The 13859-nt window shown below is 73.0% G+C and carries 14 protein-coding genes; 12 read left to right on the top strand and 2 right to left on the bottom strand.

From position 1 onward, the window contains the following. Nucleotides 1-12: 12 nt before the first annotated feature. Nucleotides 13-1317 (bottom strand): sensor histidine kinase, encoded by a 1305-nt coding sequence (locus D7318_RS24240; protein WP_120699319.1) that lies wholly within the window; start codon nucleotides 1315-1317, stop codon nucleotides 13-15. Continuing rightward, nucleotides 1314-2525 carry a sensor histidine kinase gene (locus D7318_RS24235; RefSeq protein WP_120699318.1) on the bottom strand — a complete coding sequence of 404 codons (1212 nt, stop codon included), beginning with the start codon at nucleotides 2523-2525 and terminating at the stop codon, nucleotides 1314-1316. The genes D7318_RS24240 and D7318_RS24235 overlap by 4 nt, the downstream gene beginning before the upstream one ends. Nucleotides 2526-2712: 187 nt before the next feature. On the opposite strand from D7318_RS24235, the gene D7318_RS24230 reads away from it, so the two are divergent. The 12 genes from D7318_RS24230 (at nucleotide 2713) to D7318_RS24175 (ending at nucleotide 13481) form a co-directional block, all read left to right on the top strand. Then, on the top strand, nucleotides 2713-3084 hold the full coding sequence (locus D7318_RS24230; protein ID WP_120699317.1) for an NADH-quinone oxidoreductase subunit A: 372 nt from the start codon (nucleotides 2713-2715) through the stop codon (nucleotides 3082-3084). A gap of 12 nt (nucleotides 3085-3096) precedes the next feature. After that, nucleotides 3097-3657 (top strand): NADH-quinone oxidoreductase subunit B, encoded by a 561-nt coding sequence (locus D7318_RS24225; RefSeq protein WP_120699316.1) that lies wholly within the window; start codon nucleotides 3097-3099, stop codon nucleotides 3655-3657. After that, on the top strand, nucleotides 3654-4403 hold the full coding sequence (locus D7318_RS24220) for an NADH-quinone oxidoreductase subunit C (protein WP_408055526.1): 750 nt from the start codon (nucleotides 3654-3656) through the stop codon (nucleotides 4401-4403). The genes D7318_RS24225 and D7318_RS24220 overlap by 4 nt, the downstream gene beginning before the upstream one ends. After that, nucleotides 4403-5359, top strand: coding sequence for a complex I subunit 1/NuoH family protein (locus D7318_RS24215; RefSeq protein WP_183091583.1), 957 nt, complete (start codon nucleotides 4403-4405; stop codon nucleotides 5357-5359). Before D7318_RS24220 ends, D7318_RS24215 begins: the two co-directional genes overlap by 1 nt. Beyond that, a complete protein-coding gene (locus D7318_RS24210; RefSeq protein WP_183091582.1) occupies nucleotides 5359-5919 on the top strand; it encodes a NuoI/complex I 23 kDa subunit family protein in 561 nt (186 codons plus the stop codon). Before D7318_RS24215 ends, D7318_RS24210 begins: the two co-directional genes overlap by 1 nt. Beyond that, complete coding sequence (locus D7318_RS24205; RefSeq protein WP_120699313.1) at nucleotides 5916-6464, top strand: NADH-quinone oxidoreductase subunit J family protein; 549 nt, start codon at nucleotides 5916-5918, stop codon at nucleotides 6462-6464. Before D7318_RS24210 ends, D7318_RS24205 begins: the two co-directional genes overlap by 4 nt. Further along, complete coding sequence (gene nuoK, locus D7318_RS24200) at nucleotides 6464-6877, top strand: NADH-quinone oxidoreductase subunit NuoK (protein WP_120699312.1); 414 nt, start codon at nucleotides 6464-6466, stop codon at nucleotides 6875-6877. The genes D7318_RS24205 and nuoK overlap by 1 nt, the downstream gene beginning before the upstream one ends. A 24-nt stretch (nucleotides 6878-6901) precedes the next feature. Further along, entirely contained in the window at nucleotides 6902-8806 is a 1905-nt protein-coding gene (locus D7318_RS24195; RefSeq protein WP_120699311.1) for an NADH-quinone oxidoreductase subunit 5 family protein, read from the top strand. A 3-nt stretch (nucleotides 8807-8809) separates the two neighbouring features. Further along, nucleotides 8810-10393 (top strand): complex I subunit 4 family protein, encoded by a 1584-nt coding sequence (locus D7318_RS24190; protein WP_120699310.1) that lies wholly within the window; start codon nucleotides 8810-8812, stop codon nucleotides 10391-10393. Further along, nucleotides 10390-11919 (top strand): NADH-quinone oxidoreductase subunit N, encoded by a 1530-nt coding sequence (locus D7318_RS24185; protein WP_120699309.1) that lies wholly within the window; start codon nucleotides 10390-10392, stop codon nucleotides 11917-11919. Before D7318_RS24190 ends, D7318_RS24185 begins: the two co-directional genes overlap by 4 nt. A gap of 159 nt (nucleotides 11920-12078) precedes the next feature. Next, entirely contained in the window at nucleotides 12079-12945 is an 867-nt protein-coding gene (gene htpX / locus D7318_RS24180) for a zinc metalloprotease HtpX (RefSeq protein WP_120699308.1), read from the top strand. A 125-nt stretch (nucleotides 12946-13070) separates the two neighbouring features. After that, complete coding sequence (locus tag D7318_RS24175; RefSeq protein WP_113690192.1) at nucleotides 13071-13481, top strand: YccF domain-containing protein; 411 nt, start codon at nucleotides 13071-13073, stop codon at nucleotides 13479-13481. Nucleotides 13482-13859: the final 378 nt, after the last annotated feature.

The raw sequence follows: 13859 nt of genomic DNA, 5'->3' as shown, positions 1-13859 counted from the left end.
CCCTGAAGGATCTCACCTCGCCGCGGTCCGGGCAGCCGCGCGATCGCGCCAAGGGAGGGCGGCGGTGATGGTCGTCGGGCCGCCCGCGGGGGACCTGATCGCCAGCAGGCCGTCGACGGCGGCGAGGCGTTCGGCCAGGCCAGCGAGGCCCGAGCCCGCTTCTGCGTCGGCGCCGCCGTGGCCGTCGTCGGTGACCTGCACCATGAGCCGGTCATCGGCCCGCCACACGTCGACGCCCGCGCGCCTGGCGCCGCTGTGCTTGCTGACGTTCTGGAGCAGCTCGGACGTCGTGAAGTACGCGATCCCCTCGATCGCCGCCGCCGGGCGCTCGGCCAGCTCCACCTCGACGGCGACCGGGACGGTGCAGCGGGAGGCGACGGCGGAGAGCGCGGGGCCGAGGCCGCGGTCGGTGAGGATGGCGGGGTGGATGCCGCGGGCGAGGTCGCGGAGCTCCTGGAGGGCGAGCTTGACTTCGCCGTGGGCCTCGTCGACCATGCGGGCGGCGGCCTCGGGGTCCTCGGTGAGCTTCTCCTTGGCGAGGCCGAGGTCCATGGCGAGGGCGACGAGGCGGGCCTGTGCCCCGTCGTGCAGGTCACGCTCGATCCGCCGCAGATCGGCGGCCGAGGTGTCCACCACGACGGTCCTGTCGGTCTCGAGCTGCCGCACGCGGGTCGCGGCGGACGAGGGCCCGAGCAGCGCGGACACCAGCGTCCGCTCCACGGCGGCCAGGGCGCGGATGAGCCACCCGGCCAGGATCATCAGCAGCAGGCCGACGAGGGCGACCAGCGCGTACTCCCACGGCGTGTCCCAGATCCAGCCGCCACCCTCGCCGTCGGTGTCGATGCCGACGCCCGGCTCGTCGGTGTACCGGGTGATCGCCCAGCCCCACAGCGGCAGCGTCAACGCGCCGAGGCCCGCCGCCCACAGCGTGATCACCGCGCAGAACGTCAGGATGCCCCACGGCAGTTGGAGCAGGGCGTACGCGGTCGCGCGCCATGACACGTCGCTGCGCAGCATCGCCTCGGTCCAGGCCAGCAGGCCCCTGCGGCCCTCGCGCGTCCGCAGCGGCTCGGGCTCGGCGACGGTGCAGCCGAGGAAGACCCTGGCCCTGCCCCGCTCGAGCCGCCCGAACAGGCGCAGCAGCAGCAGGACGACCGCGAGCAGCGGCAGCCCGACGAAGGTGATCAGGAGGCCCCCGCTGACCGAGAGCCCGGTGACGGCCACCACGAAGCTCGCGATGCCGAGCGGCAGGTTGAGCAGGAGGTGGGTGCCCTCCCGCCAGGTGCGCGCCCCGAAGGGCAGGCGCAGGACGTTCATCGGGGTGCCCCTTTCGCGCTGGTCGCGCTGGTCGCGCGAGTGGTGCGGCTCCGCCAGGGCAGCTCCGCGGTGATGGTGGTCGGGCCGCCGGGCGGGGAGACGACGACCAGGACGCCGTCGACGGCGGCGAGGCGTTCGGCCAGGCCCGCGAGGCCCGAGCCCGCTTCCGCGTCGGCGCCGCCGTGGCCGTCGTCGGTGACCTGGAGCATCAGGCGTTCCTTCGAACGCCAGCACTCGACGTCCGCGTGCCGGGCGCCGCTGTGCTTGCTGACGTTCTGGAGCAGCTCGGAGACGACGTAGTAGGCGATGCCCTCGATCGCGGGCGCGGGCCTGGTCGGCAGCTCGGCGGTGACCCGCACGGGGACGGTGCAGCGGGAGGCGACGGCGGAGAGCGCGGGGCCGAGGCCGCGGTCGGTGAGGATGGCGGGGTGGATGCCGCGGGCGAGGTCGCGGAGCTCCTGGAGGGCGAGCTTGACTTCGCCGTGGGCCTCGTCGACCATGCGGGCGGCGGCCTCGGGGTCCTCGGTGAGCTTCTCCTTGGCGAGGCCGAGGTCCATGGCGAGGGCGACGAGGCGGGCCTGTGCCCCGTCGTGCAGGTCACGCTCGATCCGCCGCAGATCGGCGCTCGCCGCGTCGGTGACCGTCGCGCGGTCGCTCTCCAGCTCGGCGATGCGCCGCTCCAGCTCGTCCGACGGCGACAACAGGCCCGTCACCAGCGCCCTGTCGACCTGCGTGAACCAGCGGACGACCCACGGAAGCACGGGCCAGAGCGCCGTCGTCATCAGGGCGAACGTCAGCCAGAACGTCACCGTGGACAGCGGCAGCCGCACGACGAAGAACAGTGCGGTGCGCCAGCCCACCGGGTCCTTCAGGGCGGACCACAGCCATGCGAGGAAGCCACCGCCGCGGCCCCGGCGCAGCGCGCTCGGCTCGTCCACGCGCACGTCCAGGAGCGCCCTGGCCCGGGCCCGCTCCCAGGCGCCCATGCGGCGGAGCCCCGACAGGCCGATGGCGAGCACCGGCAGGCCGATCACCGTGAGCGACAGGAACGCCCCCGTCCACAGCCACACGACGACACAGAGGAACGTCGCCAGGGCCAGCGGCCAACTGGACAGCAGATAGCCGATCTCCCGCCATGTCCCGCGGCCGAGTGGCCCCCGGGGCGGCGGCAGCGGCTCGGCCCGCCCCGGCGATGTGCTGCTGGTCATGGGCTCAAGGGTGCCGCCGGCCGAAGGTGGCCGCCATGGGGTGGGTCGGTGAACGACGGTAGGGCTATCCCCACCGGTTCAGGCTGGGCGCGATGGTCACAACGGGCGCGGCACCCCCTAGACTCCCGTGCAGTCGTACCGCACCCGCACCCCCGAACCTGGCCGAACAGCTCCGACGGAGGCCCCCGTGCCCGACTACTTCCACGGCTACGCGGTCGTCGGACTGGTCGCGGTGGTCGGTGTGCTGTTCGTCACGGTCGCGTTCGGCGCCAACGCGCTGCTGCGGCCCACGGTGCCCACCGAGGAGAAGCTGCTCACCTACGAGTGCGGCGTGGACCCCGTGGGCGAGGGCTGGGCGCACACCCAGGTGCGGTACTACGTGTACGCGTTCCTGTATGTGATCTTCGCCGTGGACTCGGTGTTCCTCTTCCCGTGGGCCACGGTGTTCGCCGCCGACGGGTTCGGCGGAACGACGCTGGTGGAGATGTTCGTCTTCCTCGGATTCCTGACCGTCGGACTGCTCTACGCCTGGAAGAAGGGCGTTCTCACATGGACGTGACTGGGACGTGACATGGACGTGAGACCCGTGCGGTCACCCGGGCCCGCGCTGGGGCCGCTGGCCCGGCTCGCTCCCGAGCCGATGAAGGTCGTGCTCAACTGGGGCCGCCGCTACAGCCTGTGGGTGTTCAACTTCGGCCTCGCCTGCTGCGCGATCGAGTTCATCGCGGCCTCGATGGCGCGCCACGACTTCATCAGGCTCGGCGTGATCCCGTTCGCGCCTGGGCCACGGCAGGCCGACCTCATGGTGGTCTCGGGCACGGTCACCGACAAGATGGCGCCCGCGGTCAAACGGCTCTACGAGCAGATGCCGGAGCCCAAGTATGTGATCTCGTTCGGCGCCTGCTCCAACTGCGGTGGCCCCTACTGGGATTCGTACACGGTCACCAAGGGCGTCGACCAGATCATCCCCGTCGACGTCTATGTGCCGGGCTGCCCGCCGCGCCCCGAGGCGCTGCTCCAGGGCGTCCTCACGCTCCAGGAGAAGATCGCGAACGAGTCGGTGCCCGGGCGTTACGCGTCGCCCGCCGCGCTGACCAGCGGGCTCGTCGCCCCCGATGAGGACGCCCGGTGACGGTGGGCTGGCTGCCCGACGAGCCGGGCGAGCTGTTCGGCGAGGGCGCGGAGGCCGCGGAGGCGTACGGCGTGCTGACGGTCGACGTCCCCGCCGCGGCGTGGACCTCGGCCCTCACGGTCGCGCGGGACCGGCTCGGCTGCGCCTTCTTCGACTGGCTGAGCGCGGTGGACGAGCCGGGCACCGGCTTCCTGGTGTGCGCGCACGTGGTGGCCGTCGGCGCCCCGCCGCGCCGCCTGCTGCTGCGGACGACCGTGCCGCACGAGGCGCCCGCGCTGCCGACGGCGACCGGGGTGTACGCGGGCGCGGCGTGGCACGAGCGGGAGACGCACGAGATGTTCGGCGTCGACTTCCCCGGGCACCCCGGGCTGACGCCGCTGCTGCTGCCCGACGCGTTCGAGGGGCATCCGCTGCGCAAGGACTTCGTGCTGGCCTCCCGCGTCGTCAAGGCGTGGCCGGGCGCCAAGGAGCCGGGGGAGTCGGAGCACGGCGGGCCCAAGCGCCGCCAGACGCTGCCGCCCGGCGTGCCGGATCCGAACGAGTGGGGGCCGCTCAAGGGCCAGTTGCCCCCGGCGCCCGCGCGCCGGGCCCGTGCGGCGGGCGCCGGCGCGGGCGCCGAGCGGCGTGCGCCCCGGCGCAACCGCTCGGCGGGCGAGGGCTCGGCGAGTCAACGCGCCCCCCGCGCCCGGGGCGACGCGCCGGATCGCGCCGAGGGCGACGCGCCTGACGAGGGGGGCGAACGCTGATGGACGCGCTCGACGTCGCCGTGCGGGTGCTCGCCGTGCTGATGGCGTTCCTGCTGCTGCCGCTCCTGGTCGGCCAGGGCGAGCACAAGGTGATGGCGCACATGCAGGGCCGCGTCGGCCCCATGCACGCGGGCGGCTTCCATGGCTGGGCCCAACTGGTCGCCGACGGCGTGAAGTTCGCGCAGAAGGAGGACACGGTCCCGGCGGGCGCCGACCGCCGTGTCTTCCAGCTGGCGCCCGCCGTCGCGCTGATCCCCTACCTCGTGGTGCTGATCGCCATCCCGTTCGGGCCCGACGGCATGGTCGGCCAGGTGGTCGACGCCGGGGTGTTCTTCGTGCTGGCCGTTCTCGGCGTCGGGGTGCTCGGCTCGCTCATGGGCGGCTGGGCATCGGCCAACAAGTACTCGCTGCTCGGCGGGTTGCGCACCGCCGCGCAGCTCATGGCGTACGAGCTGCCGCTGCTGCTGTCCGCCGCCTCGGTCGCCATGGCCGCGGGGACCCTGAGCCTGACCGGCATCCTCGACGAGTTCAGCTGGTGGTGGGTGCCCTGGCAGCTGGTGGGCGCGTTCGTCTTCTTCACCGCGGGCCTCGCCGAGCTGCAACGCCCGCCGTTCGACGCGCCGATCGCCGCCGAGGAGATCGTCTTCGGCGCGTACACCGAGTACTCGGGGCTGCGGTTCGCGTTCTTCCTGCTCGCCGAGTACGCGGGCATCGTGGTGCTCTCGGCGCTGACCGCCGTGCTCTTCCTCGGCGGCTGGCACGGGCCCTTCGCCGACCAGCTCGGCTGGCTGTGGACGCTGCTGAAGACCGCCGCGCTGTGCTTCCTGGTGATCTGGGCGCGGGTGGCGTGGCCGCGGCTGCGCGCCGACCAGATCCAGAAGTTCGCCTGGACCGTGCTCGTCCCGCTGGCGCTGGCCCAGATCGCGCTGACCGGAACCCTCAAGGTGGTGATTTGATGAGCCTGGGATCCGGGCTCGCCAAGGGTCTTGCCGTCACCTTCCGCGCGATGACGCGGCGTGCGGTCACCCGGCAGTACCCCGAGCATCAGCCGGAGCTGCCGCCGCGCAGCCGGGGCGTGATCGCGCTGTTCGAGGAGAACTGCACGGTCTGCATGCTGTGCGCCCGCGAGTGCCCCGACTGGTGCATCTACATCGACTCGCACAAGGAGACCCTGCCGCCCGCCGCCCCGGGAGGGCGGGAGCGCAGCAGAAACGTTCTGGACCGGTTCGCCATCGACTTCTCGCTGTGCATGTACTGCGGGATCTGTGTCGAGGTCTGCCCGTTCGACGCCCTTTTCTGGTCGCCGGAATTCGAGTACGCGGAGACCGACATCCATGAGCTGACCCATGAGCGGGACCGGCTGCGGGAGTGGATGTGGACCGTGCCCGAGCCGCCGCCGCTCGACGCGGCGGCCGATGAGCCCAAGGAGGTCGCCGCGGCGCGCAAGGCCGTCGAGCGCGGGGCCGCCGAGCCCAAGGCGGTCGAGCGCCGGACCGTGTCCGGGGAGGGCGCGTGAGCGGCGGCAACGGCTACCTCTCGCCTTCGGGCCAGGAGATCGTCTTCGTCCTGACAGGGCTCGTCATACTCGGCGCCGCGGTGCTGTGCGTCACCAGCAGGCAGCTCGTGCACGCCGCGCTGTGGCTCGTCGTCGCGCTGGGCGGCCTCGCCGTCCAGTACCTGCTGCTGACCGCCGAGTTCGTCGCCTGGGTGCAGGTGCTGATCTACCTGGGCTCGGTCGTCGTGCTGCTGCTGTTCGGGCTGATGCTCACCAAGGCGCCCATCGGCCCCTCGCCCGAGGCGGACGGCCGGAACAGACCGGTCGCGCTGGTCGTCTCCCTCGCCTCGGCCGCGACGCTGGTGACGCTCGTGGTGGACGCGTTCCGCACCGCCTGGATCGACCTGGAGACCCCGCACGGCACGTCGGACCAGATCGGCGACAGCCTCTTCCGCGTGTGGGTGCTGCCCTTCGAGGCGCTGTCCGTGCTGCTGCTCGCGGCGCTGGTCGGCGCCATCGTGCTCTCCAGGCGGCGCGGGAACGCCCAGGGGAACGGGGGTTCCTGATGCATCTCGTCTACCCGGCCGTGCTGTCCGCGCTGCTGTTCAGCGTCGGCGTCTACGGCGTGCTGGCCCGCAGGAACGCCATCCTGCTGCTGATGTCGGTCGAGCTGATGCTGGCCGCCGTGAGCCTCAACCTCGTCGCGTTCGACGTGTGGCTGCGCGACAGCGTCCACTCGGGACAGGTCTTCACGCTCTTCCTGATCGCCCTCTCCGCCGCGGAGATCGGCATCGGGCTCGCCATCGTCCTCCTTGTGTACCGCGACCGTGGCGTCTCCGCGGTGGACCGGCTGACCGGGCTGCGCGAGGGCGGCGGGGGCGGGGGCGACGATCAGGATCCGATCGAGGACGACCGTTCCGTGACCGGGACAGCGACCGAAGCAGCGACAGAAGCAGCGCCCAAGTCAGCGCCCAACTGAGCGAGAAGTGCACGAGGAGTGTTCTTGAACACCACGACAGCGGCCGTTCTCGTTCCGCTGCTGCCCTTCGCCGCGGCGGCGCTCATCCTGCTCGGCGGGCGCCGCGCCCCCGGCTTCGTCAGGCCGCTCGCCGTGCTGCCCACGCTCGCCTCGGCGGCGTTCGCCGTCCTGGTCGCGGTCCGGCAGGACGGCGGCGAGCCCGTCGAGGCGGCCACGCGGCTCGCGCCCACGGGCAACGACGCGCTGCCCATCGAGCTCGCCCTGCACCTCGACGGGTTCGCCGTGCTGGTGGCCGTGCTGGTGGCCGTCGTCGCCTCGTGCGTGCAGATCTACTCCACCGGCTACCTGCGCGACGACCCCCGCTACCCCTCGTACGCCGCGCTGGTCTCCCTCTTCACCGCCGCCATGCTGCTCGTCGTCTACACCGACGACCTGGTGGTGCTGCTCGTCGGCTGGGAGACCATGGGCATCTGCTCCTACTTCCTGGTCGGCCACCACTGGGAGACGCCCGCGGCGCGGGCCGCCTCGATCAAGGCGTTCCTGGTCACCAAGCTGGGCGATGTGCCGTTCGTCATCGGCATCCTGGCGCTCGCCGCCGACGCTCAGACGTTCCGGATCAGCGACATCGCCGCAGGGCTGACCTCCACCCTGTCGCCCACCACGCTCGACCACCCCACGCTGATCGCGCTGCTGCTGCTCGCCGGGGTGGCGGGCAAGTCCGCGCAGGTGCCGCTGCACACGTGGCTGCCCGACGCGATGGCGGGCCCGACGCCGGTCTCCGCGCTGATCCACGCCGCCACGATGGTCGCCGCCGGCGTCTACTTCATCGCCAGGCTGCTGCCCGTCTTCGCGTCGTCGGCCGCCGCGCTCGTGGTCCTCGCGGCCGTCGCCGCGCTCACCATGCTGGGCTCCGCGCTCGCCGCCCTCGCCCAGGACGACATCAAGCGCGTGCTCGCCTACTCGACCATCGGCCAACTCGGCTTCATGACCGGTGCCTTGGCCGTCGCCGACCGCGAGGCGGCGGTGTTCCACCTGCTCACGCACGGCGCGTTCAAGGCGCTGCTCTTCCTGGCCGCCGGCGTGCTGATCCACACCGCGGGCACCGGGTCGCTCGCCGCCATGTCGCGCATGCGCGGGCTCAAGGGCCGTGCGCCCGACGCCTACTGGACGATGACGGTCGGGCTGCTCGCGCTGGCCGCGATACCCCCCTTCTCCGGCTTCTTCTCCAAGGAGGCCGTCATCGGCGCGGCCGAGCACGCCGCGTTCGACCCCGAGCACGGCATCCCCGCCGCCGCGGGCTGGATCGTGCTCACCGCGGGCCTGGCCGCCGCGCTGCTGACCGCCGCCTACGCGGCCAGGCTGTGGCTCGTCGCCTTCCACGACCCGGTCGCCGCCCGCACCGAGCCGGTCCCGCCCGGGCATCAGACGGGCCCCCAACTCTCCGCCGTCCTCTGGCTGTTGGCCGTGCCCACCGTGCTGCTCGGGCTCGGCTACCGGGTGCTGCCCGAGTGGTTCGACGACGGCGACCTCGCCCCGACGCTCACCACCTCGGTGCTGGCCACGGGCGCCGCGCTGCTCGGCGGGGTCGTCACCTACGCCGCCTGGCGCCGCGCCTATGAGGGCGACGGGCCCGTCGACCCCGCGCCCAGCCTGCTCGGGCCGCTGCACGGGCCCGCGGAGGAGGGGTTCCGCCTCGACGCGCTCTACGCGGCGGCGTTCGTGCGGCCCGTGCGCGCCGCGGCGCGACTGGTCCGCTTCCTCGACGCCACCGTCGTCGAGACCTATGTGCGCGGCGCCGCGGGCGCGCCCGGGCTGCTCGGCGCGCTGACCCGGCGCGCGCAGACGGGCAACGTGCAGACCTATCTCAGCGTGATGGCCTCGGGAGCCCTGGTCCTGGCCGTCGCCGCCGTCCTCGCCGCCGGAGACTGACCGATGATCACGCTGAACGACACCACCATGCAGGTGCTTCTCGTCGCGCTCATCGCGCTCCCGCTGCTGGGCGCCGCCGCGGTGCTGCTGCCCCGCGTCCCGGCCTGGGCGGGCGTCGCGGTCACGGGCGCGGTCCTGGCGGGAACGCTCGTCCTCGCGGCCGCGTTCGACCACGACGACCCGGCCGCGGTGCAGGCCGAGAGCGACGTGCCATGGATCCCGGCGCTCGGGGTGCGGCTGCACTTCGGGGTGGACGGGATCTCGCTGCCGCTCGTCGTGCTGACCGCGCTGCTGACGTTCCTGTGCGCGCTGTACACGCTGGTCAGGCCGCCTGAGGGGCCGAGGCCCGCGGCGTTCACCGCGCTGATGCTGCTGCTCGAGGCGGGCACGCTCGCGACGTTCGCCGTGCTCGATCTCGTGCTGTTCTTCCTGGCGTTCGAGATGGTCCTGGTGCCGATGTACTTCCTCATCGCGCGCTGGGGCGGCGCGGGCCGGGAGGCGGCGGCGTGGCGCTTCGTGCTGTTCACGGTGACCGGCTCGGTGGTGATGCTGCTCGGGCTGCTGCTGATCGGCGTGCGCGGCGGAACGTTCGACATGGTGGCGCTCGCCGAGGCCGACGGCGCCGGGCTCAGCCACGCCACCCAGGTCGTCGCCGTGCTGGCCATCGGGCTGGGGCTCGCGGTCAAGACGCCGATGTGGCCGCTGCACAGCTGGCTGCCCGACGCGCACACCGCGGCGCCGACCGCGGGCTCGGTGCTGCTCGCCGGGGTGCTGCTGAAGATGGGCACCTACGGCCTCGTGCGGATCGCCCTGCCGATGGCGCCCGAGGGGATGGAGACGTTCGCCCCCTACCTGGGCGCGTTCGCCGTGACCGGGATCGTCTACGGGTCGCTCGCGTGCCTGGCCCTCGTGCGGCGCGGGGCCGGCGGCGACCTCAAGCGGCTGATCGCGTACTCGTCCGTGGGGCACATGGGCTTCGTCCTGCTCGGCATATCCACGCTGACCGCGACGGGGGTCAACGGCGCGCTCTTCGCGAACGTCGCCCACGGGCTCATCACCGGGCTGCTGTTCTTCCTGGTGGGAGCGCTGAAGGAGCGGACGGGGACCACCGATCTCGACGGGCTCGCGGGGGGCGGGGGAGCGGCGCTGTACGGGCGGACGCCGCGGTTCGGGGGGCTGCTGGCGTTCGCCGCGGTCGCGTCGCTCGGGCTGCCGGGGCTCGCGGGCTTCTGGGGCGAACTCCTCGCGCTGCTCGGCGCGTTCCACCCGGCCGACGGGCTGAGCAGGCCCGCGTTCCTCACCTATACGGCGATCGCGGCGTTCGGCACGTTGCTCACGGCCGCGTATCTGCTGCTCGTGGTGCGGCGCGTGTGTATGGGGGACGCGCCGGGGGAGCGCGCCGGGGGAGTGGAGGGTGCCGGGGGCGCCGGGGACGTCGAGGGCGCGCTTCCCGATCTGCGCGCACATGAGTACGCCGCCTTCGCGCCCCTCGTGGTGCTCACGCTGCTGGCCGGGCTCTGGCCCGCCGTGCTGCTCGACCTGACCGATCCCGCCGTGCAGCACCTCCTGCCGGGAGCCGTCCGATGAACCTCGTCCAGTCCGTCGAGTGGGCCGTCTTCGCCCCGCCCCTGATCGCCGCGGTGGCCGCCGTGGCCGTGCTGGTCACCGACCTCTTCCTGCCCGCCGCGCGCAAGGCGGTCCTCGGGTGGCTCGCGGTGGGCGGCCTCGCGCTCGCCGCGCTCGCGCTGGTGCCGCTGCGCGACGGCGACCGCGCCACGTTCTGCCTGCCGGGCGACGCGGGGCTCTGCTCCTACAGCGCCGACCGTTTCGCCGTGATCGTCCAACTGCTGGTGCTGGCCGGGGCGTTCCTCGCGGCGCTGCTCTCGCTGCCGGGCTCGGGGGAGCGGGACGACGAGGGCGAGGACGGCGAACAGGCGCCGCCAAGCGGGGAGTTCTGGTTCCTGCTGCTCTGCTCCGCGTCGGGCGCCGCGCTGCTGCCCGCGGCGCGCGACCTGGCCACGCTGGTGATCGCCCTCGAGGTGACCACGCTGCCCGCGTACGCCCTGGTGGGGCTGCGGCGGGCGGGGGCGCCCGTGCGGAACGCCGGGCCCGAGGCCGCGCTCAAGTTCTTCCTCGCCTCGATCACCGCGACCGCGGTGGGGCTGCTCGGGATCAGCTTCGTGTACGCGGGCGCGGGCAGCCTCCACCTGGCCGAGATCGCCGAACAGCTGCCCGCGGCCGACCCCGGGCTCGCCACGCTCGCCGAGGCGGGCGTGGTGCTGACGCTGGTCGCGTTCGCGTTCAAGGTGGCGGCGGTGCCGTTCCACTTCTGGGTGCCCGAGACCTATCTCGGCGCCCCGCTGCCGGTCGCCGCGTATCTGTCGGTGGTCGGCAAGACGGCGGGGCTCGCCGGTCTCGCGCTGGTCACCAGCGGGGCGTTCCCCGGCCATGGCGACCTGTGGGGCCCGGCGCTCGCGGTGCTCGCCGGGCTGACCATGACCGCGGGCAACGTCGCGGCCCTGCGCACCGACCCCGAGGCGCCGCACAGCGCGATACGGCTGCTCGCCTGGTCGTCGGTCGGGCAGGCGGGCTATCTGCTGGTGCCGCTCGCCGCCGCCGCGTACACGGACGAGGGCGCGGTGGGCACGGCGGTCGCCTACGCGCTGATGTACGGGGCGGTGAACCTGGGCGCGTTCGCCGTGGCCGCCCATGTGGCGCGGCACGCCAGGGCCCATCGGATCGCGGACTACGGGGGGTTGTGGGCGCGGCAGCCGTTCGCGGCGCTGGCGCTGGCGTTCTTCCTGCTGTGCCTGGCGGGGCTGCCGCCCGGCGTGATCGGGCTGTTCGCCAAGGTCGCGGTCTTCGAGTCGGCGGTCGACGCGGGGCTCGGGGTGCTCGCGGTGGTGATGGCGCTCAACGTGGCCATCGCGCTCTACTACTACCTGCGCTGGACCGCGGTGCTGTTCAGGGCGGAGCCGGGGGGCGCGTCGCGGGTGGGCATGCGCCCCGCGGCGCCGCTGACCGGGGCGATCGCGCTGACCGCGGCCGTCGGCGCGATCCTCTCGGGTGCTCCGCAGATCATCCTCACCTTCGCGTCGGGCACCTTCTTGTAGACGCGGTGTGGCAGGGGTCTGCCTGACCGGGGAACGGATTTCCCTCGTATGGCGTTGTGCACATCGGGAGTGTCCACTGTAAGTGGAGAAACTCCGACATCCGGGTCCATCCGGGTCCATCCGGGCACCCCCCACACTGCGCTACCTGGAGGGCACACCGTGCACCGCCGGCACAACGGACTGAGGACTGCCGCACTGCTGGGCGGCATGTCCGCGCTGATCCTGGTCATCGGCAGCTTCTTCGGCCGGATGGGCCTGATCGTCGCGCTGGTGATCGCGCTCGCGACCAACGGTTACGCCTACTGGAACAGCGACAAGCTCGCCCTCCGCTCCATGCGCGCGCGGCCCGTGAGCGAGTTCGAGGCGCCCGCGTTGTACCGGATGGTCCGCGAGCTGGCCGGGCAGGCCCGCCAGCCCATGCCGCGCCTGTACATCTCGCCGACCGAGGCACCGAACGCCTTCGCCACCGGACGGAACCCCAGGAACGCCGCGGTCTGCTGCACCGAGGGCATCCTCAGGCTGCTCGACGAGCGCGAGCTGCGCGGCGTGATCGGGCACGAGCTGAGCCATGTGTACAACCGGGACATCCTGATCTCGTCGGTCGCGGGCGCGATGGCCTCCGTGATCATGTTCCTGGTGAACTTCGCGTGGTTCATCCCCATCGGGCGCGACGACGACGAGGGCGGGCCCGGGATCTTCGGGATGCTGTTCATCCTGATCCTGGGGCCGATCGCGGCGTCGTTGATCCAGCTGGCGGTGAGCCGCTCGCGCGAGTTCGAGGCGGACGCGTCGGGGGCGCAGCTCACCGGGGACCCGCTGGCGCTCGCGAGCGCGCTGCGGAAGCTGGAGGAGGGCACCCAGCGGCGGCCGCTGCGGCCCGAGCCGCAGCTCGAGACGGCGAGCCACATGATGATCGCGAACCCGTTCCGGCGGGGCGAGGGCCTGGCCCGCATGTTCTCGACGCACCCGCCGATGGCCGAGCGCATCACCCGCCTGGAGCGGATGGCGGGCGGCGGCCGATCCTGAGGCCCGCTGCGGTCCGGTCGCCGGGGGCACCCGGGATCCGCGCGGGGTCACCGTTCGGCCCCGGGGGCGTTCCGGCTCGGTCCCGTGGGATGCGGGATGGCGGTGGGCGCGGTCATGCTTGAGGGGTGAAGACGCTTCTCAATGTGATCTGGCTGATCTTCTCCGGCCTCTGGATAGCCCTGGGCTACGCCCTCGCGGGGATCATCTGCTTCATCCTCATCGTGACCATCCCCTTCGGGATCGCCTGCTTCCGGATCGCCGGGTTCGCGCTCTGGCCGTTCGGGTACCGGGTCACCGAGCGCCATGACGCGGGCGCGGCCTCCGGCATCGGCAACATCATCTGGCTCATCGTCGCCGGGATCTGGCTCGCCATCGGCCACATCCTCGCGGGGATCAGCTTCTGCGTGACGATCATCGGCATTCCGTTCGGGCTGGCCCACTTCAAGATGGTGCCGGTCTCGCTGATGCCGCTCGGGCGCGAGATCGTGCCCACCGCCCAGGCATACCCCAGCTACCGCTGGACGGGTACCTACTGAGAGGCGCGTCCGCCCGCTTTCCCGCCCCTCCCGCGCGGGCGCCCGCTTCCCCGCGGGGGCGCCCGCGCGCCCACATCGGGATGGAACGGTCACTCGAACGGCGGGAGCGCCACGGCCGCCCTCATGGCCGCCGATCCTCGCCTCCTCCCCGCGGTCACCCCGGACGCCGTCTTCGCCGAGCCCGTCCCCGCCCCGGCGGCTGGCACCGTTGGCTGACCGCCTCGGGCGGCGAGGCACTTCGCGTTCATCGATCCGCCGGTGCTCGACGCCCTCGTCGCCGCCCCACCCCGAAGTCCGTTTCCTTCCCCCGCGTTCGGGGCCATCCCATGGCCCCGCCGTTCGTCCCCCCTGCCCTTCCCCTCCCTCCGAGTGGGTGGC

Source organism: Streptomyces radicis, assembly GCF_003626575.1.
Classification (GTDB): Bacteria; Actinomycetota; Actinomycetes; order Streptomycetales; family Streptomycetaceae; genus Streptomyces; species Streptomyces radicis.
The sequence above is the reverse complement of the archived record's forward strand: the minus strand, read 5'-3'. Positions and strand labels throughout refer to the sequence as shown.